Origin of the sequence: Paractinoplanes rhizophilus (genome assembly GCF_042664765.1) — a bacterium.
In the GTDB taxonomy this organism is placed as follows: domain Bacteria; phylum Actinomycetota; class Actinomycetes; order Mycobacteriales; family Micromonosporaceae; genus Actinoplanes; species Actinoplanes rhizophilus.
On record NZ_JBHTBJ010000001.1, the window covers coordinates 817,102 to 842,502 of the forward strand.

Below are 25,401 nucleotides of genomic sequence, written 5' to 3' on the forward strand. Positions count from 1 at the left end.
CGCACTACTCTGATCTTCATGACGATTTTCGACGTGACGATCCCCGGCGGGACCGATCCCTCGATCGAGCTCGGCCCCCGGCCCGGAGTCGCCACCCTCGTGGTGAACGTGGCGTCCAAGTGCGGCCTGACGCCGCAGTACAACGGCCTCGAGCGACTGCAGGAGCGGTACGCGGGGCGCGGCTTCACCGTCCTCGGCGTCCCGTGCAACCAGTTCGGCGGCCAGGAGCCGGGTACCGCCGACGAGATCGCCGAGTTCTGCTCGGCCACCTACGGCGTGACCTTCCCGCTCACCGAGAAGATCGAGGTCAACGGCGACCGCCGGCACCCGCTGTACGCCGAGCTGGTGACCGTGCCGGACGCCGAGGGATACACCGGCGACATCCGCTGGAACTTCGAGAAGTTCCTGGTCGGGCCGGACGGCACGATCGTACGGTTCGGCCCGCGCACCGAGCCCGAGGACGAGTCGGTGGTCACCGCGATCGAGGCGGCCCTGCCGGCCTGACACCGGGTCCCGAGGGCGCCGGCCCGTGCGGCGACCCGCGGGACGCCGCGGCTCTGGCCAGATCGACAACGATCGCCCTAAACTCTCGTTCAGCCCCGTGTGCGGGGCCGGCCGGGAGGTCCACGCGATGCGGATCGTGGTGCTCGTCAAGCAGGTGCCGTCCACGGACGACGGCCTGTCCTTCGCGCCCGACCTCACCGTGATCCGCGACGCCGGCCCGTGCGGGCTCAACGCCGCCGACTGGTGCGCCGTCGATCAGAGCCTCCAGGTGGCGGTGCGCCGGCGCGACGTCCAGATCACCGCGGTCACCATGGGGCCGCCCGGCGCGGCCGACGCCCTCCGCACCGCGCTCGTGCTGGGCGCCGATGCGGCCGTGCACATCCGCGACGAGGCGCTGCACGGGTCGGACGCGCTGGCCACCTCCCGGGTGCTCGCCGCCGCGGTCCGCCGCCTCGGGTTCGACCTGGTGCTGTGCGGCGCCACCTCGGCCGACTCGGGGATGTCGGCGGTGCCGGCCATGGTCGCCGAGCGCCTGGGCGTGCCGGCCCTCTGCTTCGCCGACCGGCTGCTGGTGCGCGAGCGCAAGGTCGAGATCCACCGGGACGACGGGTGCGGCGACCGGCGGGTGTTCGTCGCCGCGCCGCCGATGGTGATCTCGGTGACCGAGCGGTGCGGCGAGCCGCACTACCCGCGGTACGTCTCCCGCTTCGACGCCCGGGACAAGCCGATCGCCGTCTGGGGGCTGGACACGCTCGGTATCGATCCGGCGGAGGTGGGCCTGGCCGGCTCGGCGTGCGTCGTCCGCGCGGCGACGCCTCGCTCGGGCGGCCGGCCCGACGCGCTCGCCATGGGCGACCCGACCAGCGTGGCGATCCGCCTCGCCGACTTCCTGGCCGAGCGCCAGTTCCTGTAGGCCGAGGGCGGGAGGCACGCATGGCGGAGGTCCTGGTTCTGGCCGGTCCGGGCCGGGCGGCCCGCGCCACGTGCGCGCTGCTCACCCTCGCCCGCCGCCTCGGCACGCCGGCGGTGGTGGCCGGCGCCCCGGCAAACGGGACTACGCGGGCCCGCGCCGGCACGCCGGCGACGGTGACCGGCGGCGGGAAGAACGGGGCGACACAGGCCCGCACGCCAAGAACGGTGGCCGGCGGCCCGGCGAGCGCGGCCACGCTGGGCCGCTTCGGCGCCAAGACGATCTACGCGGCAACCGCGCCCGAGATGGACGAGCACCCGGTGGCCGCCCGGGTCGAGATGCTGGTCCGGCTGGCCCGGCACCGGCCCGCCGCGATCCTGGTCGCCGCCGACCGCGACGGCCTGGAGATCGCCGGGCGCGTCGCGGTGCGCCTGGACTCCGGGTTTCTCAGCGACGTCGTCGACGTGACCGCGGGCCCCGACGGCCCGGTCGCCGTCCAGTCGGTGCAGGGCGGCGCGTGGCGGGTGGAGTCCAGCGTGGTCCGCGGCGTCCCCGTGCTCGCGGTGCGGACCGAGCACGTCGCGATCACCCCGGCCCCGGCGCCGGCGAGACCGGTGGTCACCACCGTGCGGCTGACCTTTCCGCGGAGCGTGCGCGCCGTCCGGCAGGTCGCCCGGCACCGCGCGCGTCCGCGCGACCTGTCGACCGCCGCGGTGATCGTGGCGGGCGGCCGCGGTGTCGGCTCCGCCGAGGGGTTCGAGCTGGTCCGGCGGCTCGCCGCGGCGCTGGACGGGGTGCCGGCCGGGTCGCACGCCGCCGCCGAGCAGGGCTGGTGCCCGCCGCAGATGCAGGTCGACCAGGTGGGGCAGGTGGTCCATCCCAGCCTCTATCTGGCACTGGGCATCTCCGGGTCGCTGCGGCACCGCGCGGGCATGCGCGGCGCCGGCACGGTCGTCGCGATCGACAGCGACCCGCAGGCGCCGATCTTCCGGCTGTCCGACCTCGGCGCGGTCGGCGACGTGCACCAGGTCGTTCCGGAGTTGCTCGCCGAGATCGAACGGCGGCGGGCCCTACCCCTGATTGCGGAGGAATAGCGTGGTCCTGCGACTCGTGCTCGGCCTGGTGATCACGGCGGTCGCGCTCGCCGTGGCCGGTCGCCGTGCGTTCCTGCTCTACCGTCTGGCGCGCTCGGGGCAGCCGGTCGAACCGGGCCGCACGAGCGGCGTGGGCAAGCGCTCCGAGGCGGTGGCGACGGAGGTTCTCGGCCAGCGCAAGCTGCTGAAGTGGACCGTTCCCGGGGTGGCGCACTTCGCCGTCTTCTGGGGCTTCACGATCCTGCTCGCCACGATCGTGGAGGGCTTCGGCGCTCTGTTCCAGCGTGACTTCCACATCCCGCTGATCGGCACCCAGGCCTGGCTGGGGTTCCTCGAGGACCTCTTCGTCGTGGCGGTGCTCGCCGGCCTGGCCGTGTTCGCCGTCCTGCGCCTGACCCAGCGCCCCGAGCGCGAGGGCCGCCGGTCCCGGTTCTACGGCTCCCATCTGGGACCCGCCTGGCTGGTCCTTTTCATGATCTTCAACGTGATGTGGACCCTGCTTCTGTACCGAGGGGCACAGATCAACAACGGCGTTTTCCCGTACGCCCAAGGCGCCTTTGCCTCGGAAGCCGTCGCCCGTCTGCTGGCGCCGCTGGGGGCAACCGCCAACGACGTGCTGGAGACGGCCGGGCTGCTGGCCTCGCTCGGGATCGTGCTGGGCTTCCTGGTGCTCGTGCTCTACTCGAAGCACCTGCACATCTTCCTGGCGCCGCTCAACGTGGCGTTCTCCCGCCGCCCGCGGGCGCTGGGCCCGCTGCTGCCGGTGTATTCCGGCGGCAAAGAGGTCGACTTCGAGGACCCCGGCGAGGACGACAAGATTGGCCGCGGGGTCATCGAGGACTTCACCTGGAAGGGCATGCTCGACTTCGGCACCTGCACCGAGTGCGGTCGCTGCCAGTCGCAGTGCCCGGCCTGGAACACCGGCAAGCCGCTGAACCCCAAGCTGCTGATCATGGGGCTGCGCGACCACGCGATGGCCAAGGCGCCCTACCTGCTGGCCGGCTCGGACGAGCAGCGGGCGGCGCTGCCCAAGGATGTGCTCGCCGAGGTCGAGCGCCCACTGGTCGGCACGGCCGACGAGGGCGGGGTGATCGACCCGGACGTGCTGTGGTCGTGCGTGACCTGCGGCGCCTGCGTCGAGCAGTGCCCGGTCGACATCGAGCACGTCGACCACATCGTCGACATGCGGCGATACCAGGTCCTGATCGAGTCGCAGTTCCCCAAGGAGGCCCACACGCTGCTGCGCAACCTGGAGCGCAGCGGCGACCCGTGGGGCCGGGGCGCGCAGGCCCGGCTGGAGTGGACGGCCGGGCTCCCCTTCGACGTACGCGTCCTCGGCGACGGCCAGACCCTGCCCGCGGACGTCGACCATCTGCTGTGGGTCGGCTGCGCCGGCGCGCTGGACGAGAACGCCAAGAAGACCACCCGCGCGGTGGCCGAGCTGCTGCACGAGGCCGGCGTTGAGTTCATGGTGCTGGGCGGCGCCGAGACCTGCACCGGCGACGCCGCCCGCCGGCTGGGCCAGGAGCTGCTGTTCCAGGAGCTGGCGAAGCAGAACGTCGAGACCCTCGACGCCGCCGGCGCCAAGCGGATCGTGGTCACCTGCGCGCACTGCTTCAACGCGCTCGGCAACGAGTACAAGCAGCTCGGCGGCGACTACGAGGTCCTGCACCACACCCAGCTGCTGTCCCGCCTGGTCGCGGAGAACAAGCTGGTGCCGGTGCGCCCGGTCGACGCCGCGGTCACCTACCACGACCCCTGCTACCTCGGCCGGCACAACCGCGTCTTCGCGCCGCCGCGCGACCTGCTCGGCGGTGTCCCCGGCGTCCGGCTCACCGAGATGCCCCGCAACCGCGAGACGTCGTTCTGCTGCGGCGCCGGCGGCGCCCGGATGTGGATGGAGGAGACGATCGGCGTACGCATCAACGAGACCCGCACCGACGAGGCGATCGCCACCGGCGCGGAGCTGATCACCGCGGCCTGCCCGTTCTGCATCGTCATGCTCACCGACGGCGCCGCCGTCCGCAAACAGCAGGGCAAGGCCCCCGACGAGCTCCAGGTCGTCGACGTCTCGCGGGTGCTGCTGCGCTCGATCCGCGCCGTAGACTGAACGTTCTATCCGCTAAGGTGGGCGCATGGCGCACCGCGAACCCGAGACCCGGCCTTCGGAGACCCGGCCCTCCGCAGCGCGGCAGCGGCTGCTGAGCACCGCGACCCGCATCTTCTACGCCGAGGGCATCCACCAGGCCGGCGTCGACCGGATCATCGCCGAGGCAAAGGTCACCCGGGCCACCTTCTACCGGCACTTCCCGGGCAAGGAAGACCTCGTGCTGACGTACCTGCGCGAGGTCCACCGGATGGAGCGCGGCGCGATCCAGGCGGCCATCGCCGCCCATCCCTCGCCGGCCGGCGGCCTGCTGGCGATCGCCGATTTCGTCGCGCGCACCATCCAGTCCCCCGGCTTCCGGGGATGCGCGTTCCTCAACGCCGCGGCCGAGTATCCGGACGCCGCCCATCCCGTGCACCGGGAGATCATCGCCCACCGGCAATGGTTCCTCGACACGCTCGGTACGCTGCTGGCGCAGGTCGCCGAGGACTCGTCGGATGCGGCCGCGCGGCACTTCGCGATGCTCCGCGACGGCGCCATGGCGGCGGGCTGCCTCTTCGACCCGGCGCTGGTGGCCGAGACATTCCGGCAGGGCATCGAGGGCCTGGTCCGGGTGCACGGCGAGCGCCGCCCGGCCGAACCAGCCGGCTGAGCGGCGCTGTCCGGCGCGTCAGTTGTTCTTCGCCGCGCGGCCCAGCCGGATGGCGGCGATCAGGAAGAAGACGGCGCCGGGGATGGCGTAGCCGGCCGCGCTGGTCAGCGCCGGGTCGTCCGCGGCCGCGGCGGCGATGAACGATCCGCCGGCCAGCACCGAGATCCCGCCACTGACGATCATCGGCCACTGGCCGCCCATCCGGCGGCGGGGCACCGCCACGACCAGCTGCACCAGCCCGGCCACGACCGCCCAGGCGCCCCACACCCGCAGCACCGCCGGGACGCCGGAGGCGGCGGCGACGGCCAGCCCGGCCGCGGCGAGCGTGCTGACCGCGACATTGACGTACAGGAGCACGGGCGACCCGGTGGCCCGCGACGCGCGGGCGTCGACGACGGCGGCGGCCACGTCGAACAACGGATAGATCACCAGCAGCGTGCCGGTGAGCGGGTCGAGGTGCTCGGCCAGCGGGAGCATCACGACCGCCCAGACCAGGGCGAACGCGAAGCGGACGAAGTACAGCCGGCGCAGGGCAGCCGCCGTCGTCGAGATGCCGGGTGCGGCGAGGGTGGCCATGGCGATCCTTTCGCGGCCGCGGACCGAACCCGGCGGCACGTGGGAGAACGAACGTTCTGTCTCGGCTAACGATGACGGCCGAGCCCGACCCTGTCAAGACCGAACGTTCTACCTATGCCGCCGATCACCGCGGCACGCCGGAGCGCGGAGCCATCGACGACGTAGCCTGCTGGTCGACGCTCCCGCCGGCCGAAGGGAACATCACATCCATGGACGAGCTGGTGATCGGGGCCGACCTCGGTGGCACCTCGACCCGCCTCACGGTGGCGACCAGCGCCGGAGCCCGGCTGGCCACGGTGGCGGGCGCCGGCGGCAACCCCACCACGCACGGGGTGCGACGGGCCGCCGCCGAGCTCGGCGCGACGGCCCGGCTGGCCCTGTCCGGGCTCAAGCCGGGCGCCGTGCGGGCCGTCGTCATCGGCGTCGCCGGGCGGGCGACGCTCGACGACGAGCGGGCCGCGCAAGCCTTCGCCGGCGCGCTGGCCGCGGCCGGGGTCACCGCCCGGCCGGTGTTCGTCGGCGATGCCGAGGTGGCCTTCTGCTCGGCCACTCCCCACCCCGACGGCACGATTCTGCTGGCCGGCACGGGCGCCATGGCCGTACGGATCCGCGACCGCCGCACCGCCGCGACCGCCGACGGACTGGGCTGGCTGCTGGGCGACGAGGGGTCGGCGTACTGGATCGGGCGCGAGGCGGTCCGCGCGGCCATCGCCGCGATCGGCGGAACCGGACCGGCGACCGCCCTGGCCGGCGCGGTCACCGCCCGGCTGCTCGCCGCGCCGCCGGCCGACCCGGCGCACCGGCTGCGGTCCGGGCTGATCCGCGCGGTCGCGGCCCGGCCGCCCGTCGAGCTGGCCGCGCTGGCGCCGGTGGTGGTCGAGGCCGAGGCGGCCGGGGACGCGGTGGCCGCCGCCATCTGCGACGACGCGGCCGCTCGGCTGGTCCGGCTGGTCGGCGACATCCGCGGGCCCCGGGACGCCGATCCGCTGGTGCTCAACGGCAGCGTGGTGCGCGAGCCGGACGCTCCGGTCGGCCGGCGCGTGCGGCGCCTGATCGCCGAGCGGTTCGGCGGCGAGGTGCTGACCCCGGCCGACGGGATCGCCGGGGCCGCCTGGCTGGCGGTGCGAAGCCTCCGCCCGCAGTGGCCGGACGAGCGGCTCGCCGAGGTCCACGCACTCCTCGGGCAGGAGTCGAGCTAGCCGGCCGGTGGCGCGGCCGGGGCGTCGGGGACCTAGCGGGCCCGGCGCGGCGTCGGCCGGTGGCGGGAGCCGACCGCGGCCCGGGTGGCGTCCAGGGCCGCGACGGTCCGGTCGTACGTCCGCTGGGCCACCCCCACGAACAGGCAGTCCACCACCGTCAGCTGGGCGAGCCGGCTCGCGGTGGCGCCGGAGCGGAACGTGGTCTCCCGGGCGGCCGTGGTGAGGACGTGCTCGGCGGCCCGGGCGATCGGCGAGCGCGGGAAGTTGGTCAGCGCGACGGTGGTGGCGCCGTGCGAGCGGGCCTCGGTCAGCGCGTCCACGGTGTCGGTGGTGGTGCCGGTGTGCGAGATCCCGATCGCCACATCGCCGGGCCGCAGCAGGGCCGCGCTGGTCAGCGCGACGTGGGTGTCCGGCCAGGCGAACGCCACCCGGCCGATGCGGTGCAGCTTCTGCTGGAAGTCGAGAGCGACGAACGCGCTGGCGCCCACCCCGTACAGGTCGACCCGCTCGGCCCGGACCAACGCCTCGACGACCCGCCCGAGGGCGACGATGTCGAGCTGGGCGCCGGTCTCCTCGACGGCGCGGGCGTCGGCGAAGGCGATCTTCTCGACCACCCGGGCGAGGTCGTCGCCGCGCTGGATGTCGGTGTCCATCTCGCGCCCGTTGCGGTCGGCGCCCTCGGCCCGCCCGGCCTCGGCGGCCAGGGCCAGCCGGAGCTGCGGATACCCGGCGAAGCCGATCGCCTTGCAGAACCGGACCACGGTCGCCTCGGAGACCCCGGAGGCGACCGCCAGCTCGGTGACCGTCAGGCCGGCCGTGGCCGTGGTGTCGGCCAGCACCCGCTCGGCCACCTGCCGCATCGACGGCTGCAGGCTCGGCAGCAACGCGCGGATGTGCACGGCGGTCGCGGTCGCCGAGCGCGGCGGAGCGGTCTTACGCGTACGGGCCATGGCGCTCAACGTAGCCGAGACTCCCATCCGTCGAGCCGCACCCGGGCCGCGTCCGCCGGGCGGCGGTCGTCGAACACCGTGCCGTGCGGGCCGAGCACCCGGATGCCGTCGACGCGGACCCCGCGCCCCTGATAGGCCGGGTCGGTCGTGTAGCGCCAGCGGAACTCGGTCGCCCCGGCCGGCAGGGTGGCCGACGCGGACAGCCACCGCCGGCCCGCGAAACCGGAGAACGTGCCGTCGGTGGCCCACCGGTCGGCGCCGGCCCGCAGCGCGAACGGCACGAGCTGCCACGACGCGCCGCCGTCGGCGGACGACTCCAGGTAGCCCACGTCGGTCGCCTCGGTGTCGTACCAGAGGTCGAACGCGAGGCGGGCGCCGCTCACCGGCACGGTCAGCGTCGAGGTGGTGGCGTCGGCGGCCCCGGAGAACCACGCGGTCCGGCCGGACACCGGCCGGACCGGCAGGGCGAGCGCGAGGTCGCGCGCGACCGCGCGGCGGGCCGGGTTGTTGCTGCCCCAGTTCCGGCTGGGGTGCACCCGGTTGCTGAGCAGGATGACGTACGAGTGGGACAGCGGGTCGACGACGATCGAGGTGCCGGTGTACCCGGTGTGTCCCGCGGTCACCGGCGAGCTGAGCGCGTCCATGTAGAACCGCTGGTCGAGCTCGAAGCCGAGGCCGTGCGCGTGCCCGGCGTACGCCTCGTTGAAGTTGGTGAACAGCAGGCGGGTGCCCGGCTCGGAGAGGATCCGCGCGTGCCGGTACCGCCCGCCGTTGAGCATGGTCTGGGCGAGCACGGCCAGATCCCGCGCGGTCGAGAAGACGCCGGCGTGCCCGGAGACGCCGCCGAGGCAGTACGCGTTCTCGTCGTGCACGGCGCCCCACACGATCCCCCGGCCGGTCCAGGGCTGATACTCCTCGGCGGCGATCCGCGGCCGCAGCGACGCGGGCGGGTTGAACATCGTGTCGGTCAGCCCCAGCGGCCCGGTGATGCGCCGGGCCACCACCCGGTCGAGAGTCTGCCCGGTGACCACCTCGACGACCCGGCCGAGCGTCATCATGTTCAGGTCGCTGTAGACATAGGTCGTGTCCGGCGGCGCCGTCGGCGCGACTGCGTAGACGGCGGCCCAGCGCTCGTCGTCGGTGGCATAGGCGCACAGCGACGGGTCCGGGTCCGGGGGCAGCCCCGACGTGTGGGTGAGCAGATTGCGTACGGTGATGGCGCCTTTGCCGTTGGCGGCGAACGCCGGGAGGTAATCGGCCACCGGGGAGTCGAGGCCGATGCGCCCGGCCTGGATGAGCTGGACCGCGGCGATCGAGGTGAACAGCTTGGTCATCGAGGCGATGTCGAAGATGGTGTCCCGGCGCATCGGGATCCACTGGTCCGGCGGCAGCTCGGTCGGCTTGTCGTCGGCGTAGCGCAACGCGTAGCCGGTCGTCTCGTGGGCGACCACGATGCCGTTGTGCGCGGCCAGGACCACCGCTCCCGCGTACTCCGGGTAGGTGGGCGACGGGCTGGTGTAGGCGGCGATGTCGCCGGCGATCCGGTGCACGTACCCGGGGATCAGTCCGGCCTCCACCGCGCTGCCGTACCGGACGGTCTGCCCCGGGGTGAAGTGGATGTCGGCCGCGGTCACGGCGGGCGGCGCCGGCGTCAGGGCGGCGGCCACGGCGGCGGTCAAGAGCCAGGACATCATCGGCGCATCGCTCCTTCCGCGGGCGGCGTGGCCCGCACGGATGGGCGTCGCCGGCACCCGGATCCGCGACGCCCACCCGCGGGCCCCCGTAGCGGGATCCGATCGGAGTGAGTGCGGACGTTACCCGCCGGCCGGGCCCGTTGGTAAGTTATTGACGCATCGATGCGAATGGTGGAAAGTTTCTATCGTGCCGCCGATCGATCCCCCCGCCGCCTCGCCCTGGGTGGTCGCCCCCACCGAGGAGCGCAACCCCGACACGGTCGGCATCGACCTCGCCGGCACCCTCGACGTGCTGCGCATGATCAACGACGAGGACGCCAAGGTGGCGGGCGCGGTCCGGGCCGTGCTGCCCGCGCTGGCCGAGGCGGTCGACCTGGCCACCGAGGCGCTGCGCGCCGGGCATCGCGTGCACTACTTCGGGGCCGGCACGTCGGGCCGCATCGCGCTGATGGACGCGGCCGAGCTGATCCCGACGTACGGCACCGATCCGTCCCAGGTCGTCGCGCATCACGCCGGCGGCACCGAGGCGGTGGGCCGGCCGATCGAGAACCTCGAGGACGACGAGGCGAGCGGCGCCGCCGACGCCGCCGGGCTGCGGCCCGGGGACGTGGCGGTCGGCCTGACGGCGAGCGGGCGCACGCCGTACGTGATCGGCGCGTTGCGGGCGGCACGCGCGCGCGACGCCCGTACGATATTGATTTCCGCCAATCCGGCGGCGAGTTTCGGCGCGGAGGTCGACGTGCACGCCGGCGTCGCCACCGGGCCGGAGGTGGTCGCCGGGTCCACCCGGATGAAGGCCGGCACGGCGCAGAAGATGCTGCTCAACGCGTTCTCGACCGCGCTGATGATCCGGACCGGCCGGACGTTCTCCAACCTGATGGTCGCGGTCGGCGCCCGCAACGCCAAGCTGCGCGGCCGGGTGGTCCGGATCCTGGTCGAGGCGACCGGGCTCGATCCCCGGGTCTGCGCCGAGGCGGCCGAGCGGGCCGGCGGCGACGGCCGGGTGGCGCTGGTGTCGCTGCTGGCCGAGATCCCGGTCGACGCGGCACGCCGGGCGCTGGCCGAGTCGGGCGGCGCGGTGCGGCAGGCGCTGGCGCTCGCCGGACGGAGAAGCTGACTGCGAAAGGGCACACAGATGAGAGCGCGCAACGGATTCGCGGTTCTCGCGGTCGCGGCCTTGATGGCCGCCACCGCCGCCTGCACCGCGACGGGATCCTCCGGAGACGACGACGGTGACGTCACCCTGTCGGTCTGGTCGTGGCGGCCGGAGGACGCGGCCGTCTACAAGCAGATCTTCGCCAAGTTCCACGACTCGCACCCGCACATCACCGTGGACTTCAAGCCGTACAAATCCACCGAGTACAACACCATTCTTTCCACCGGCCTGACCCAGGCCGGCGGCCCCGACGTGGCGCAACTTCGCGCGTACGGCGGGGCGCAGCCACTGATCGAGGCGGGCAACCTGGTGCCGCTGGAGGGCAAGGTCGCCGGACTGTCGAACTTCGAGACCGCCTCGCTCGACGGCATCCGCGGCAAGAAGGACGGCAAGGTCTACGGCGTGCCGCTGGAGATGTCCACCTTCCAGATCTACTACGACAAGGACATCTTCGCGAAGCACCAGCTGCAGCCGCCGACGACCTGGGATCAGATGATCTCGGCGGCCAAGACGCTGCAGGCCGGCGGCGTCACCCCGTTCGCGGCGGCGGGCAAGGACACCTGGCTGCTGCCGCTGTACGACGACACGTTCGCGGCCACCCGCTACGGCGGGCCGGACTTCGAGAAGAAACTCCTGGCCGGACAGGCGAAGTTCACCGACCCCGAGTACGTCGCCGCGCTGGGCGTACTCAATGAATTGAAGCCCTTCTTCCCCAAGGACCTGATGGCTCTCGGCGAGGCCGACGCGCAGACGCTCTTCGCCACCGGCAAGGCCGCCATGATTCCGGAGGGTTCCTTCGCGCTCGCCCCGCTCAAGGCCATCAATCCCAAGCTCAACCTGGGCGTCTTCAACGCGCCGCCGACGCCGGGCGCGCTGGTGGACCGGCCGCTGCAGGTGGGCTGGGTGGACGCGTCCTACGGGCTGAACACGAAGTCGGCCCACCAGAAGGAGGCGCTGGAGCTGCTCGAGTGGATGTCCACCGCCGAGTTCGGGCAGCTGGTGGCCGACGACCTCAAGCAGGTGTCGCTGGTCAAGGGCGTGCAGTCGAGCGACCCGCTGCTGAGCCAGATGGTCCAGGCGTACCAGAAGGATCCGACGCCGTACCTGATGCTGGTCGACTTCCGCTACGGCACGCCGCTCGGCAGCGACCTGCAGGCGGCCGGCCTGCAGAAGATGCTGCTCGGCCAGCAGACCGCGGCCCAGGTCGCCGGGGACATCCAGAACGGCGTCGCGCAGTGGTTCAAACCCTGATGAAATGGCGCGTGGCCGTCTGGTTCCTGCTGCCGGCGTTCCTGCTCTACACCGTGTTCACCGTCTATCCCCTGGTGTCGGCGCTCGCCGACAGCTTCTGGCGATGGCGGGGCACGGCCCGGGGCGGGTTCGCCGGCGTGGACAACTTCACCAGCCTGTTCACCACGTTCCCGCTCAACCAGCAGCTGTGGCCGGCGTTCTGGCACACCATGGCGTTCTTCGCCGGCACGATGGTCGTCCAGAACACCTTCGGCCTGCTGATCGCGGTGCTGCTGTTCGAACTGCCGGCCGCCCGGCGGTTCCTGCGCACCGTCTACACGGTGCCGTACCTGATCGGCGGGCTGGTCGTCGGATACCTGTGGAGCCTGCTGCTGAGCCCCACCTTCGGCCCGGTCAACGCCGGGCTGGACGCGGCCGGGCTGGGCTCGCTGGCCCGGCCGTGGCTCGGCGACCCGGCCACCGCGCTGCCGGTGGTGATCCTGGTCAACGCGTGGCAGTACATCGGCTTCCCGATCCTGCTGTTCGGGGCGGCGCTGGCCGGCCTCCCGCCGGAGTACGGCGAGGCCGCCCGGGTCGACGGGGCGGGCGCCTGGCAGCGGTTCCGTAAGGTGACGCTGCCGCTGCTGCTCCCGGCGATCGGCGTCGTCTCGATCCTGACGTTCATCGGCTCGATGAACACCTTCGAGCTCGTCTACTCGCTGTCCGGCGCGCAGGGCAACCAGCCCACCGGGCCGGGCGGCGCCACCGACGTCCTCGGGCTCATCTTCTACCGCGTCGCGTTCCAGGAGGGCGGCTCCAATGCGATCGGCCAGTCCTCGGCGCTCGCCGCGCTGCTGTTCCTGTTCACATTCGGCATCGCCGTGGTGGCCAACCGGGTCGTCCGCCGCCGGGAAGCGACGCTGTGGTGAAGAGGTTCGCCGGATACCTGATCCTGTGGGCGTACGCGGCGGTCGCGCTCGTCCCGCTGATCGTCATGGTGCTCGACTCGCTGCGGCCCAACACCGAGGTGCTCTCCGACCCGCTCGGGCTGCCGAGCACGCTGGACTTCGGCAGTTACTCGACCGCGTGGACCCAGGCCTCGTTCTCCACGTACGTGCGCAACTCGGTCCTGGTGACGGTCGGCGCCGTCGCGCTGGACGTGCTGGTCTCGCTGCCCGCCGCGTACGCGCTGGGCCGCTATCGTTTCCGCGGCAGCGGCGTGCTGATCGCGTACTTCCTGGCCGGCCTGATGCTGCCGATCCGGCTCGGCATCCTGCCGATCTTCTATCTGCTCGGCAGCCTCGGCATGGTCGACTCCCGGCTCGGGCTGGTGCTGGTGTACGCGGGCGCCGGCGTGCCCTTCTCGGTCTTCATCATGTCGGCGTTCTTCCGCGGGCTGCCCCGCGAGCTGGAGGAGGCGGCGCGCATCGACGGCGCGGGCGAGCTGCGGCTCTTCGCCCGCATCATGGTCCCGCTGGTCAAGCCGGCCATCGCGACGGTGGTCGTCTTCCGGTTCGTGCCGCTGTGGAACGACTTCTTCTTCCCGCTGGTGCTGCTGCGCACGACCGACCGGTACACGCTGCCGGTCGGCCTCACCCAGTTCTTCGGCGAGTTCCAGACGAACTGGTCGGCGCTGTTCGCCGGTCTGGTGATCGCCACCGTGCCGCTGGTGGTGCTGTTCCTGGTGGCGACCAAGCAGATCGTGGCCGGCCTGACCGCCGGCATGAGCCGTTAGCGATCCGGCCGACCGCGCTCCCCTCCGCCCTACCCGGTGGCGGCGGGCGACCGGCCCGGGCCGCCGGTGCGCTCGTTCGCCCGGTCCAGCAGCCGCATCACCGGCGTGACCGCCACGCCGTGCAGCACCACCGACACCAGCACGACGAAGCCGATGGTCGCCCAGATCAGATCGGCGTCCGGGAAGGCCGCGTGGGTCAGCGCGTACGACAGGTAGTAGAACGAGCCGATCCCCCGGATCCCGAACGCGCCGATCACCCCGTGCTCGGCGGCGTGCCCCGGCGCCCCGCGCAGCGACAGGAACCCGACCAGCGGCCGGACCACGAGGATCAGCGCCAGCCCGACCAGGACCGCCTGCCAGGTGAGCGGCTTGAGCAGCCCGCCCACCACCGCGCCGCCGAACAACAGCAGCAGGAGTACGGTGAGCAGCCGCTCGACCTGCTCGGCGAAGTCGTGCAGCACCTGGTGGTAATCGTGCGAGCGCTCGGCCGCGCGGATGCCCCGGGCGGCGACGAACACCGCGAGGAAGCCGTAGCCGCCGGCCACCTCGACGACGCCGTACGCGAGAAATGTCGCGGCCAGAGCCAGGAACCCCTCCGAATGCCGGGCCAGGCGCAGGGCCTCGGCGCGCGGCCGGAAGAACAGCCAGCCCAGCAATTTTCCGACGAGCAGGCCGCCGCCGATGCCGACCACCATCTTGTAGACGAGGTCCTGCCACACCCATTCACCGATCCAGCCCAGCCCGGCCGTGCTCGCCATCGCGATGGCCGCGTAGACGAACGGGAACGCCAGCCCGTCGTTGAGCCCCGCCTCCGAGGTGAGCGCGAACCGCACCTCGTCTTCGGAGTCCTCCTCGTCGGTGGGCTCGCCGACCTGCACGTCGGAGGCGAGCACCGGATCGGTGGGCGCGAGCGAGGCGCCCAGCAGCAGCGCCGCGGCCGGCACGAGCCCGGCCCACCACCAGCCGAGCAGGGCGACCGCGGCGATGGTGACCGGCATGGCGATCGCCAGCAGCCGCCAGGTCGACGCCCAGCCCGTGCGGCTGAGCGGCCGGTCGATCTTCAGCCCGGCACCCATCAGCGCGACGATCACGCCCACCTCGGTGAGGTGCTCCGCGACCTCCGGATGGGCCAGCGGGTCGGCGTCGGGCAGGCCGATCGGCAATCCGAACGCGAGCATGCCAAGACCGAGGAAGGCGATCGGCATCGACAGCGGCCGCCGTTCCAGCAGGCGCGGGAGAATGCCGGCGAGCAGCGCCCCGACGCCGACGACCGCGAACACCACGTCTGATTTCTGCACAGCCCACAACTGCCCGCTCGGGGCGCGCGGCATACCTGTCCTCGCCGGCGAAGCGGCCGGCGCCCGCTACTCGTCGGGCGGGGTGGCCAGCACCGCGTCGATCAGGCCCGGGAACCGGGCGTCCAGGTCGGCCAGCCGGAGCGTCGTCCACCGCCGGTTGCCCTCGTCGCGCTGGCGGATCACGCCGGCCTCGCGCAGCACGCGGAAATGATGGCTCAGCGTCGACGGCGCGACGCTGACCGGGAAGGTGCCGCACGCCCGCTCCGGGTCGGCGCGCAGCGTCCGCACGATCGTCAGCCGGGTGGGATCGGCCAGCGCGTGCAGCACGGCGACGAGGCTCAGCGAGCTCGCGTCCGGATGGACCAGCGGCGGGCGAGGTGTAGCGGGCATCACGGCTCTTTCGATGGTCGTCGAAGGTAAGGTCCGGTGCAGACCTTCGATGATTGTCGAAAGGAAGTCTAGCCATGCAGGCCCTCGTGTTCGACCGCCCCGCATCCGACACCAGCGCCACCCGCGTCGCCGAGCTCGCCACGCCCGCGCCCGGTCCCGGGCAGCTGGCCGTCCGCGTGGCGTACGCCGGCATCAACTTCAAGGACGTCATGGCCCGCCGGGGCGACCCCGGATACGTCACGCGGTGGCCGTTCGTCCCCGGCCTCGAGATCACCGGAACCGTCGTCGGGACCGGTCGCGGGGTGACCGCGCACCGGGTCGGCGACCAGGTGGTGGCGCTGACCAACAACGGCGGCCTGGCCGAGATCGCCCTCGCCGACGCCGCGCTCACCGTCGGGCTGCCCGCGGGGCTCGACGCCGCCGCGGCCGTCACCGTCCCGGGCGCGCTCACCACCGCCGTCCTGCTGCACGACCACGTCGCTCGGGTGCGCGCCGGCGACGTGGTCGTCGTGCACAGCGCCGCCGGGGCGGTCGGACGGGCCCTCGCCGACGTCGCCCGCGTCCGCAGCGGAGCACGCCTGATCGGCGCCGTCGGCGCGCCCGCGCGGGTCGCCGCCGCGCACGACGCGGGCTACCCCGACGTGCTGGTCCGCGGCGACACGCTGGCCGACGAGGCCCGGGCCGCGACCGGCGGCCGGGGCGCCGACATCGTGCTCGACCCGCAGGGCACCACGTACCTCGATCAGGACTTCGCGATGCTCGCGCCGGCCGGCCGCGTCATCCTGTTCGGCAACGCCTCCGGCGCGGCGCTCGCCGCGCTCCCGCCCACGGGCTCGCTGTATCGCCGCAACGCGTCCGTGGGCGGCTTCAGCCTGGAGGCGCTCTCCGCCGCCGAGCCCGCGACGGTCGCCGCCGCGATGAGCACCGCCCTCGGCCTGCTGGCCGACGGCCGGGCGACCGCCGACCCGACGATCCTTTCCGGCCTGGCCGCCGCGCCGGAGGCCCAGCAGGCCCTCGCCGACGGCGCCGGCAAGGGAAAATACGTCATCGAGGTCGGCTGACGCCGGCGACCGGCCGGCGGGTGACCACCGCGGCGAGGCCCAGCGCGGTCGCCGCGACCGCACTGAGGAACAAGATCAGAACGTACGGGTCGACGAGCTCGATCCGGCTCTCGCTGATCCGGTAGCCGGGCAGCGCGTGCGGGGTGATGTCCGGGATGAGCCGGTCCGGACCCCAGTGCGCCAGCAGCAGCACGGCGACGAAGATCAGCCCCATGGCCGTCGTCACGGCGAGCAGCCCGGCGAGCAGGGCGCCCGCGGTGCTGTCGGAGCGGCCGGCGCCCGCCAGGACGGCGACGACGGCGGCCAGGCCGGTGGCGGTCAGCGCCCAGCCGACCGAGGCCGGGATCGGCGGGTCGGCCAGCACGACGATCAGCCACCCCACGGTCGCGGCCAGGCCGGCGCCGAACCCGATGACCAGCACCCACGCGGTCGCCGCCGAGCGCTTCGCGCTCACCACCGCCAGCCCGATCAGAAAGCTGCCCGTGATCGTGGTGAGTCCGAGAACGCCGGCACCGGCGTCGGCGGCTTCCAGCGTCGCCAGATGGGCATGGGCGAGGGACACCGCCACGATGCCGGCGGCGATCAAATAACCGCCGGCGCGCAGCAGCCAGGCCGCGACGCCGTCGCCGGTCGGGCCGAGCATGCCCGCCCGCCGCGCCTGCCAGCTCACCCCGGCCAGGATCGGCACGACCACGTACAGGATGGCGGCCAGCGGCGGATAGTCGATGGTGGCGATCCAGACCAGCATCGCCAGCAGCGCGACCAGCACCACGAGCAGGTGAAGCACGCCGCGCAGCGTAAGCATGCGGGAACTCTATATAGGTAGAGGAAACGGCGGGCATCATCCGTTCGGTCCAGCCGGGCGGCGACACGGATCCGGCCGCCGGTCACCGCCGGCGGGCGGTGGCAGGCGGCCGGGCGTGCCCCTCGACGCAGGCGTCAGGCCGCGGCGGCGACGGCGGTGGCGACCGGCTCCAGGGCGGTGGCGAGGATTTCGCGTACGTCGGAGACGATGTGCACGGTCAGCGCGTCCAGCACGTCGGCCGGGACCTCGTCGAGGTCGGGCTCGTTGCGCTTGGGCAGGTACACCTCGGTGAGCCCGGCCCGCTGGGCGGCGAGCAGCTTCTGCTTGACCCCGCCGATCGGCAGGACCCGGCCGGTCAGCGAGACCTCGCCGGTCATCCCGACCTCGGCCCGCACGTTGCGGCCGAGCAGCAGCGAGACCAGCGCGGTGGTCATCGTGACCCCCGCCGACGGCCCGTCCTTGGGCACGGCGCCCTCGGGCACGTGCAGGTGGATCGGGTGGTCCAGCTGCTCCGGCGAGATGCCGAGCTCCTCGGCGTGGGCCCGCACGTACGAGAGCGCGATCTGCGCCGACTCCTTCATCACGTCGCCGAGCTGGCCGGTGACCGACAGCCCGCCCTTGTCGCCGGGCAGCAGCGACGCCTCGATGTAGAGCACGTCGCCGCCCATCCCGGTCACGGCGAGGCCGGTGGAGACGCCGGGGACCGCGGTGCGCTCGGACGACTCCGGGGTGAACCGCGGCCGGCCGATCAGCTCCTTGAGGCCGGCGGCGTCCACCGTGGCCGGTAGCTCGCGCAGTGCCACCTTCCGGAACGCCTTGGCCAGCAGCCGCTCGAACGACCGGACGCCGGCCTCCCGGGTGTAGTTGGCGGCGATCTCGCGGAGCGCCTCCTCGGTCACCGTCACCTCGCCGGGCGACAGCGCGGCCCGCTCCAGCTGCCGGGGCACCAGGTAGTCACGGGCGATGGCGACCTTGTCGCTCTCGGTGTAGCCGTCGATCGAGATCAGCTCCATCCGGTCGAACAGCGCCTGCGGGATCGTCTCCAGCACGTTCGCGGTGGCGATGAACAGCACGTCGGACAGGTCCAGGTCCAGGTCGAGGTAGTGGTCGCGGAACGTGTGGTTCTGCGCCGGGTCGAGCACCTCCAGCAGCGCCGCCGCCGGGTCGCCACGGTAGTCGCTGCCGACCTTGTCGACCTCGTCGAGCAGCACGACCGGGTTCATCGAGCCGGCCTCGCGGATGGCGCGCACGATGCGCCCGGGCAGGGCCCCGACATACGTACGGCGGTGGCCGCGGATCTCGGCCTCGTCCCGCACGCCGCCCAGGGCGACCCGGACGAACTTGCGGCCCAGCGTGCGCGCGACCGACTCGCCGAGCGAGGTTTTGCCGACGCCGGGCGGCCCGGCCAGCAGGATCACCGCGCCGGACCCTCGGCCACCGACGACCGTCAGGCCACGGGACTCGCGGCGGGCGCGGACGCCGAGGTACTCGACGATGCGCTCCTTGACCTCGTCCAGGCCGTGGTGGTCGGCGTCGAGCACCGCGCGGGCGGCGGTGAGGTCGGTGGCGTCGGTCGTGCGGACGCTCCAGGGCAGGTCCAGCACCGTGTCCAGCCAGGTGCGGATCCAGCCCGCCTCGGGGTTCTGGTCGCCGGCCCGCTCAAGCTTGCCGACCTCGCGCAGCGCGGCCTCGCGGACCGCGTCGGGCAGGTCGGCCGCCTCGACCCGGGCGCGGTAGTCGTCGGTGCCGTCGGCCTCGCCCTCGCCCAGCTCCTTGCGGATCGCCTTGAGCTGCTCGCGCAGCAGGTACTCGCGGTTGCGCTTCTCGACCGACTCGCGCACGTCCTTCTCGATCGTGTCGCTCACCTCGGACTCGGCCAGGAAGTCCTTGGTCCACTCGATGAGCAGCCGCAGCCGCGCCTCGACGTCCGGGGTCTCCAGCAGCTCGCGCTTGCGGTCGGTGGACAGGTACGGCGCCCAGCCCGCGGTGTCGGCCAGGTCGCCGGGGTCGTCGATGGCGCTGACCGACTCGATGACCTGCCACGCCTCGCGGCGCTCCAGCACCGAGATCACCAGCTGCTTGTATTCGGCGGCCAGCTCGCGGACGTGCTCGCCCGGGGCGCCGGCGTCGACCGGCTCGGCCTCGACCCACAGCGCGGCGCCCGGCCCGGTCACGCCGCTGCCGATGCGGGCGCGCACGCCGGTGCGCAGCACCGCGGCCGGCGAGCCGTCGCGGGACTTGCCGACCTGCTTGACGCTCGCCACCACGCCGTGGGTGGCGTAGCGGTCCTCGAGCCGAGGGGCGATGAGCAGCTCGGAGCCGGCCGAGGTGCGGGCCGCGTCGACGGCGGCCTGGGCGGCCTCGTCCAGCGCGATCGGGACGACCATGCCCGGCAGCAGGACGATGTCGTCGAGGAACAGCACGGGAAGTCTCTTGCTCGCCACCGGGGCACCTCCAGAAGTTGAGTACGGCCGACTCAACCGCGGCCGGCCGCCCGATCTTCCGGCGTTCACTGCGAGCGAACATGATTCTGACTACCGCCTCGCACCGAGCGCCTGAGCGGCCGCCCTCTCCGCCGGTGTGATCAATGGACCTTCAGCTCGTCGCTCGGCATGATGTCCCAGAACGTGGCGGCCCGATCGCCGAAGACCGCGAAGACCGGACGCGTCAGGACGACGTCACCGGCTCGTTGCACGCGCATGCTCAGGCCCAGTTCCTCGGCCTCCGGGTTGCCCTCCCACTGGTACCGCAGGGTGAAGCCCCGCGCCGTCATGAGCTCGAGGAGCTGAGCCTCCACGCGCGACGGCACGCGGCCCACCAACTCGACACCGTCGATAGTGACCTGAGGCCCCGACTGAGCGTCCACCACGACGCAGAAGAGGCTGTCGGATTCGACGAAATAGGCCGCCAGCGCACCGCGGGACGACGGCGGTTCCGCGGCCCGGCGGAACTCGGCCCGCAGGACGTTGTCGGGCCGAATCGGGGTGAGGGTCGCGGTGAAACCCGCCATTGCGGCGGCCGCCTCGGCGGGGCTCATCCCGAAGCGCAGCGGCCCGACACTGACCGACGGCACATACGTCCATCGTTCCCGGTCGGCGTCCGCCATTACTTCCCAGATCGTCATTCCGCTCCACACCATCTCGTTGCCGGAGGAACATCTTCGCCGATCGCGCGGTGGAAGCGCACGCCGCCCGGACGGCGCGCGCTTCCGGTTCGCTATGACCGCACGGCGACGCCGATCAGGGCACCGTCGACCGGCCGACCAGCGAGACGAACTCCGGCGCGTCCCCATACCAGACACGCATGATCTGGCCCGGCTTGAGGATCACCGGGACGAGCTGCTGGCAGCCGTTCGGCGTGCACGGGCCCTTGGGGTTGTTGATGACCACGTCGTACGTGCCGGGGCCCTCCCTGGTACGCAGCCACCAGGCGAACTTCGTCTCGGTGTCCTTGGCAGCCGACCACGGCCCGCCCGAGATGTCCGGTGACCTGGCCAGGAAGTCGTCGATGAGCGGCGTCGACGAGTCGGCGCCACTGGTCATCTCCACAAATACCGGGTTGCCCTGGTCGTCGAACATCTGCCCGGTGGTGAGCCGCTTGCCCTTGAGCGCCTGCAAGGCCCGGGTGACCCAGGCCGGGCAGCTGACGTTGTGCACCAGGACATCGGCGCCGCCGGCCCCGATGTAGTACGTGTGCACCTCGTCGACCGTGAGGTCGTACATGGCTTCCGCACCCTGGTAGGTGCGGACAGACTCGACCGTGGCTCCCCCGGTCAGCTGGTCGCCCTCGGTCAGGTCCTCGGCGTCGACCCAGCCGTCCGCCCAGAACGGGTGGTGCGGCGTGGTGTGCACGACGCTCGTGTTGCCGGCGGCATCGCGCACCGTGACATCGGTCAGGTCGGTGTCCTGGTTGACCCATTGCCGGGTGACCGGCTCGGCCCGCATGTGCCCGGTGACCGGGTCGGTGGCCCGCACCAGGTCGCCGACTGCCAGCCGACTGATCGGGCGTGTTCCGCCCCCGGCCAGCGCCACCGGCGTGTCCGCCGCGAAGCTGTGTCCGCCGCAGAGGCGGATCACCGCCTCGTACATCTCGCTCTCGACCTTCGCGATCGTGCCGGCGGACACACCGGCGAGCCGCAGCTCCTCGTACGCCTCGCGAAGGCCCACGCCGGTGCGCATCGCGATACGCACGGCCTTGATGGCACGGGCGGTCTTGGTGACCACCGCCGGCAGCACGAAGTCGGCCACGACCCAGGCGCACGCGGTCGCCCAGTCCTTGACCTCGCCACCGTCGAGGTGGCCGTTGTCGACCGTGACGCCCTTGAAACAGGTGACGTAGTCGCTGACCAGCGACCCGAGGACCTTCTTCAAGATGTTGAGGACATCGCTGCGGTCCAGCTGGACCGTTCTCTTCTCCGGCGGGTCGTTGACCGGCACGGTGCTGAGCAGGTCGGTGACCTCCTGCCCGGGGCAGTAGGTCTGCTGCATGTCCGGGCAGGTGACCAGCACCAGGTCCATCGTGCCGACCATGCGGAACGTGACCTCGGTCTCGCAGAACCGGGAGTTGCTCAGCGGCGGGCAGACGATCGGCGTCTGGCTGATGATCTCGGCCTGCACGTGCGGGATCGCCTGCACACCGGCCTCGCCCGTCGGCGAGCTGACCCCGAGCTCGCCGCGCGCGATGGCATCGGCGTTCTTCTCGGCCAGCGCCGCGGCGTTCTGCGCGTCCTGCGCGTCCTCCAGCGCTCGTTGAGCGGCAGCCTCCGCCGCTTCGGCGTCCTTCTCGGCCTGGTCCGCGGCGGCCCGGGCGTCCGCGGCCGCCGCAGACGCCTGGTCGGCCGCGGCATGAGCCGCCGCGGCGTCGCGTTCGGCCTCGTCGGCGGCGTCCCAGGCGGCGTCGGCCTCGCTGATGGCCTCGGCCGCGTAGCGGGCCGCCGTCGCGGCGTCCGCCTGCGCGTTGGCGTTGTACTGCGCCGTCCGCGCCACCGAAGCCGCCGCCAGCGACGCCTCCTGCGCCGCCCGCTTCGCCTCGGCCGCGGCGGCCTTGACGCTCTGCTGCGCGGCGAGAGCGTCGTCGGCCGCCTGCGCCGCGGCCTCCGCCGCCGCCTTCGCGTCGGCATCGGCCTGGGCCGCCGCGTCGTGCGCGGCCTGCGCGGCCCGGGCCGCCTCGGCCCCCCGCGCGTCGGCGGCCGCGGACTGTTGCTCGGCGATGGTCTTCGCGTCCATGCCGACCAGCACGGCCATGCCCGCGGACGTGTCGGTCTGCGCGAACGGCTCGCCCATCGCCACCGTCTCATCCGCCGCCGCGAACGTGCGCAGCGCGGCGTCCCGGGTCGCGGCCGCCTGATCGGCAGCCGCGGTGGCCCGGCCCAGCGCGTCGGCGCTGGCGCTCAGCGACAGGTTCGCCTGCACCCGGGCCTGCTCGGCCTGGTCCCGGGCCTCCTGCGCCTTGGCGGCGGCGGTGGCCGCCTGCTGCTGCGCGGCCACGACCGCCGCGGCGGCCTCCTTCGACGCGGAGATCGCATCCGCGGCCGCCGCCTGCGCGGTCCGCAACTGCGCCGCGGTGGCCGCGGCATCCGCCTCGGCCGCGTCGGCGTTGGCATCCGCCCGATCGGCGGCCGCCTTCGCCTCCGTGGCCGCCTTGCGGGACGCCACCGCCGCCGCGGTCGCCTCGTCGGCGTCCGCCTGCGCCCTACCGGCCGCGCTGGTCGCCGCATTCGCCGCGGCCCGCGCCTCGGTGGCCGGGGCCCGGGCCTCCGCCGCGTTGTCGTTGGACGCGCTGGCATCGGCGTACGCCTCGGCGGCCGCTGCCCGCTGCTCCAGCGTGTTCCCGGCGATCGCCGCGTTGATCGCGATGTTGCGCTGATCGGCCGCGTACCGCTCGTCGGCCTCGGCGTCCTGGCGCTTGCGGGACGCCACGCCGGCCTGGGCCTGGGCCTCGTTGCGCTTGGCGACCGCGATGTCGCGCTGCTGCTCGGCCCGGGTCTTCGCGTCCGCCGCGTTGCCCCGCTGCCGGTCCGCCTCGGCCCGCTTGGCCGCCGCGTTGTCCCGCTCGGCCTTGGCCGCCAGCATCTTCGCGTGCGCGTCGGCGGCCTTGTCCTTCGCGATCGCCTCGGCCGCCTCCGCGTCCAGCCGGTCCTGGTGCGCCCGGTCGGCCGCCGCCTTGGCCTTCTGCGCCTCGCCGGCCGCCGCGATGGCCGCCTGGTGTGCCTCGTACTGCGCGTACTCGGCCGCCTGCCGGCGGAACTTCGCTTGCACCGCGTACATCTCGGCCTGCGACTGCGCCCAGAGCGCCTCGCTTGTCGTACCCGTCGTCTTGGCCGCCTGCAAGGCGGTGGCCGACGCCGCCGCCGCGGACGTCGCCGCGCCGATCAGCGCCTTCGTCACCTGCACCGACTGGTGCGCGTAGGTGAGCCCGCGGCCCAGCGGATATCCGGCGACCGTCGCCTTCGCGTTGGCGTCGGCCTGGGCCGCGTCCGCGTCCGCGCCCTCGGCGGTCGCCGCGGCGACGTACTCGTTCGCCCGGGCGATCTGCGCGGTGATGCGGTCCTGCGCGCCCTTGAGCACGGCGTTGAGCGCGGTCTGCTCGGCCGTGGTCAGCGGCTTGCCGGTCGAGAGCTTCAGCTTCTGCCAGGCCAGGGCGCGCTCGGCGACCCACGCCTGCCCGACCGACTCGATCATGGCCTCGTTGGCCTGCTGCATGTCGTCCCATGCGGCCATGTGGGAGTCGACGATCGTGTTGCGGTCGGCCGCTTGGGCGTCGCGCTCGGCGTTCCATTCGGCCTGGGCGGTCGCGACGACCTCGGTCAGCACGCCGTACGGGTCCGGCGGGTTGGTGATGTCGCAGGAGGCCCAGCGCGCCTTGACCGACTCGACCTCGACCCGGAACTCCGGCGTGCCCTTGACCGGGGCGGCCGTCGGGAAGCCGCCGTACTGCAGGAACCGGCGCGCGTCGTCGGCCGTGACGCTCGCCAGGCCCTCGACCGCGGCGATCTCGCCGTAGCCGGGTGGCGCGCCGAACGCCTGGAAGACGTCGTCCCAGTACGCCGCGTACGCCTTCAGGAACGGATCGGTCGACACCTTCGCGGTGACGATCTCGCGCACCTTGGCGGTGGTGGCGTCGCTGGCCATCGGGACGATGTCGAAGACCCGGTCGAAGTTGACGTGATGCCAGAGGAAGGCGTCGGACGGGTAGCCGAACGACGGCGAGATCACGTCCGCGCCCGGCAGCGGCGCGAGCTGGGCGATCCAGGCCGCCTCCTGCGGTGCCCGCCTCTCGTCGCCCAGCGGATAGTCGGCCGTGTCCAGGTCCCGCGCGGCCTCGAAGTCCGCGGCCAGGTCCTCCGGGTCACCGGTCGGCTGCAGCAGCGCCGACGCGGCGAGGGCCTGCGAGCGCGGACCGCCGTGATGCAGTTCCGCGCCCATCTGGCAGGACCACGCCCGCTCCGGTTCGCCGTCGAACGAGCGCGGGATCTGCGTCCAGTTCGTGTGCCCGAACCAGCCGCGGTCGGGCAGGTTGCCGACGTCCCAGTTCGGCCAGCGGATGGCCGGCTTCGCGGGGCTGGACGGCGTGCCCGCGTTGAGCTGCAGGACCGTGTCGGTGGTGGCGCCGACGACCGGGGTGATGGCCGCCGAGCTCAGGTGGATCGACGACGGCAGGGAGCCGGTGGGCTCGATCAGGGCCACGATGTCGTGCCCGTCGCCGGTGATCTGGCTGACGGACGGGACCTCGAGCCTGATGTTGCCCGGCAGGCCCAGCACCCGGAAGCAGAGGTCGCCGGCGCCGGTGCGGACCGAGATGAGCCCGGACGCGCAGGCGGCCTGCACGATGTTGCCGTCGCCGGAGACCAGCCGGACGCCCTCGGCGGGCGCCTGTCCCGGATAGCTGAAGTCCTCGGCGAGCGTGGACGGAACGGTGTTCGCCGAGGACGCGGCCTCGGCATGGCTCGGAGCGGCGCCCAGTCCCACGGCGGCCACTGTGGACAGCATTGCCAGCGCCAGCGCGGGCGCTATTCTCTTGAACATTTTCGCGGGCCCCCGT

General features: G+C 73.1%; 20 protein-coding genes. 11 read left to right on the top strand and 9 right to left on the bottom strand.

Translation table 11 applies throughout. The annotated features are described in order from the left end of the window. Window positions 1-18: 18 nt before the first annotated feature. From ACFQS1_RS03715 to ACFQS1_RS03735, 5 genes are all read left to right on the top strand, one after another. Window positions 19-504 carry a glutathione peroxidase gene (locus ACFQS1_RS03715; RefSeq protein ID WP_378964562.1) on the top strand — a complete coding sequence of 162 codons (486 nt, stop codon included), beginning with the start codon at window positions 19-21 and terminating at the stop codon, window positions 502-504. A 127-nt stretch (window positions 505-631) separates the two neighbouring features. Beyond that, a complete protein-coding gene (locus ACFQS1_RS03720) occupies window positions 632-1,417 on the top strand; it encodes an electron transfer flavoprotein subunit beta/FixA family protein (protein ID WP_378964564.1) in 786 nt (261 codons plus the stop codon). A 20-nt stretch (window positions 1,418-1,437) separates the two neighbouring features. Further along, entirely contained in the window at window positions 1,438-2,508 is a 1,071-nt protein-coding gene (locus ACFQS1_RS03725; RefSeq protein ID WP_378964565.1) for an electron transfer flavoprotein subunit alpha/FixB family protein, read from the top strand. A gap of 1 nt (window position 2,509) precedes the next feature. Next, the gene (locus ACFQS1_RS03730) at window positions 2,510-4,618 is read left to right on the top strand and encodes a heterodisulfide reductase-related iron-sulfur binding cluster (RefSeq protein ID WP_378964566.1); all 2,109 of its coding nucleotides are present in this window, start codon (window positions 2,510-2,512) and stop codon (window positions 4,616-4,618) included. A gap of 25 nt (window positions 4,619-4,643) precedes the next feature. Continuing rightward, window positions 4,644-5,267, top strand: a complete 624-nt coding sequence (locus tag ACFQS1_RS03735) for a TetR/AcrR family transcriptional regulator (protein WP_378964567.1) — start codon at window positions 4,644-4,646, stop codon at window positions 5,265-5,267. Between the two features lie 18 nt (window positions 5,268-5,285). Here ACFQS1_RS03735 and ACFQS1_RS03740 read toward each other — a convergent pair whose 3' ends face one another. Next, on the bottom strand, window positions 5,286-5,843 hold the full coding sequence (locus tag ACFQS1_RS03740) for a hypothetical protein (protein WP_378964569.1): 558 nt from the start codon (window positions 5,841-5,843) through the stop codon (window positions 5,286-5,288). Between the two features lie 209 nt (window positions 5,844-6,052). Between ACFQS1_RS03740 and ACFQS1_RS03745 the strand changes: the two genes are divergently transcribed. Beyond that, complete coding sequence (locus ACFQS1_RS03745) at window positions 6,053-7,042, top strand: N-acetylglucosamine kinase (RefSeq protein WP_378964570.1); 990 nt, start codon at window positions 6,053-6,055, stop codon at window positions 7,040-7,042. A gap of 32 nt (window positions 7,043-7,074) precedes the next feature. On the opposite strand, the gene ACFQS1_RS03750 is transcribed toward ACFQS1_RS03745, so the two are convergent. After that, complete coding sequence (locus ACFQS1_RS03750) at window positions 7,075-7,992, bottom strand: MurR/RpiR family transcriptional regulator (RefSeq protein ID WP_378964571.1); 918 nt, start codon at window positions 7,990-7,992, stop codon at window positions 7,075-7,077. Window positions 7,993-7,997: 5 nt separating this feature from the next. Next, complete coding sequence (locus ACFQS1_RS03755; RefSeq protein WP_378964572.1) at window positions 7,998-9,686, bottom strand: serine hydrolase; 1,689 nt, start codon at window positions 9,684-9,686, stop codon at window positions 7,998-8,000. 187 nt (window positions 9,687-9,873) lie between these two features. Here ACFQS1_RS03755 and ACFQS1_RS03760 point away from each other — a divergent pair, with 187 nt between their 5' ends. The 4 genes from ACFQS1_RS03760 to ACFQS1_RS03775 are packed head-to-tail and all read left to right on the top strand — an operon-like array spanning window position 9,874 to window position 13,807. Further along, window positions 9,874-10,803 carry an N-acetylmuramic acid 6-phosphate etherase gene (locus ACFQS1_RS03760; protein WP_378964573.1) on the top strand — a complete coding sequence of 310 codons (930 nt, stop codon included), beginning with the start codon at window positions 9,874-9,876 and terminating at the stop codon, window positions 10,801-10,803. A gap of 18 nt (window positions 10,804-10,821) precedes the next feature. Beyond that, window positions 10,822-12,093: an ABC transporter substrate-binding protein gene (locus ACFQS1_RS03765; RefSeq protein WP_378964574.1), complete on the top strand. Its 1,272-nt coding sequence runs from the start codon at window positions 10,822-10,824 to the stop codon at window positions 12,091-12,093. Further along, on the top strand, window positions 12,093-13,001 hold the full coding sequence (locus ACFQS1_RS03770) for a carbohydrate ABC transporter permease (RefSeq protein WP_378964575.1): 909 nt from the start codon (window positions 12,093-12,095) through the stop codon (window positions 12,999-13,001). The genes ACFQS1_RS03765 and ACFQS1_RS03770 overlap by 1 nt, the downstream gene beginning before the upstream one ends. After that, window positions 12,995-13,807, top strand: coding sequence for a carbohydrate ABC transporter permease (locus ACFQS1_RS03775; RefSeq protein ID WP_378964576.1), 813 nt, complete (start codon window positions 12,995-12,997; stop codon window positions 13,805-13,807). Before ACFQS1_RS03770 ends, ACFQS1_RS03775 begins: the two co-directional genes overlap by 7 nt. 29 nt (window positions 13,808-13,836) lie before the next feature. Here ACFQS1_RS03775 and ACFQS1_RS03780 read toward each other — a convergent pair whose 3' ends face one another. Both ACFQS1_RS03780 and ACFQS1_RS03785 read right to left on the bottom strand, forming a co-directional pair. Then, window positions 13,837-15,105 carry a cation:proton antiporter gene (locus tag ACFQS1_RS03780; RefSeq protein WP_378964577.1) on the bottom strand — a complete coding sequence of 423 codons (1,269 nt, stop codon included), beginning with the start codon at window positions 15,103-15,105 and terminating at the stop codon, window positions 13,837-13,839. A 66-nt stretch (window positions 15,106-15,171) separates the two neighbouring features. Beyond that, a complete protein-coding gene (locus tag ACFQS1_RS03785) occupies window positions 15,172-15,495 on the bottom strand; it encodes an ArsR/SmtB family transcription factor (protein WP_378964578.1) in 324 nt (107 codons plus the stop codon). Between the two features lie 74 nt (window positions 15,496-15,569). Here ACFQS1_RS03785 and ACFQS1_RS03790 point away from each other — a divergent pair, with 74 nt between their 5' ends. Continuing rightward, entirely contained in the window at window positions 15,570-16,556 is a 987-nt protein-coding gene (locus tag ACFQS1_RS03790) for a quinone oxidoreductase family protein (RefSeq protein WP_378964579.1), read from the top strand. On the opposite strand, the gene ACFQS1_RS03795 is transcribed toward ACFQS1_RS03790, so the two are convergent. The 4 genes from ACFQS1_RS03795 to ACFQS1_RS03810 all read right to left on the bottom strand — a co-directional run bounded on the left by ACFQS1_RS03795 (window position 16,540) and on the right by ACFQS1_RS03810 (window position 25,385). Continuing rightward, the gene (locus ACFQS1_RS03795) at window positions 16,540-17,361 is read right to left on the bottom strand and encodes a hypothetical protein (protein ID WP_378964580.1); all 822 of its coding nucleotides are present in this window, start codon (window positions 17,359-17,361) and stop codon (window positions 16,540-16,542) included. The genes ACFQS1_RS03790 and ACFQS1_RS03795 overlap by 17 nt on opposite strands. Before the next feature lie 134 nt (window positions 17,362-17,495). Next, window positions 17,496-19,748: an endopeptidase La gene (lon, locus tag ACFQS1_RS03800; protein WP_378964641.1), complete on the bottom strand. Its 2,253-nt coding sequence runs from the start codon at window positions 19,746-19,748 to the stop codon at window positions 17,496-17,498. 197 nt (window positions 19,749-19,945) lie between these two features. Further along, complete coding sequence (locus tag ACFQS1_RS03805; RefSeq protein ID WP_378964581.1) at window positions 19,946-20,485, bottom strand: hypothetical protein; 540 nt, start codon at window positions 20,483-20,485, stop codon at window positions 19,946-19,948. Window positions 20,486-20,600: 115 nt separating this feature from the next. Next, window positions 20,601-25,385, bottom strand: a complete 4,785-nt coding sequence (locus ACFQS1_RS03810) for a DddA-like double-stranded DNA deaminase toxin (RefSeq protein ID WP_378964582.1) — start codon at window positions 25,383-25,385, stop codon at window positions 20,601-20,603. Window positions 25,386-25,401 lie beyond the last annotated feature (16 nt).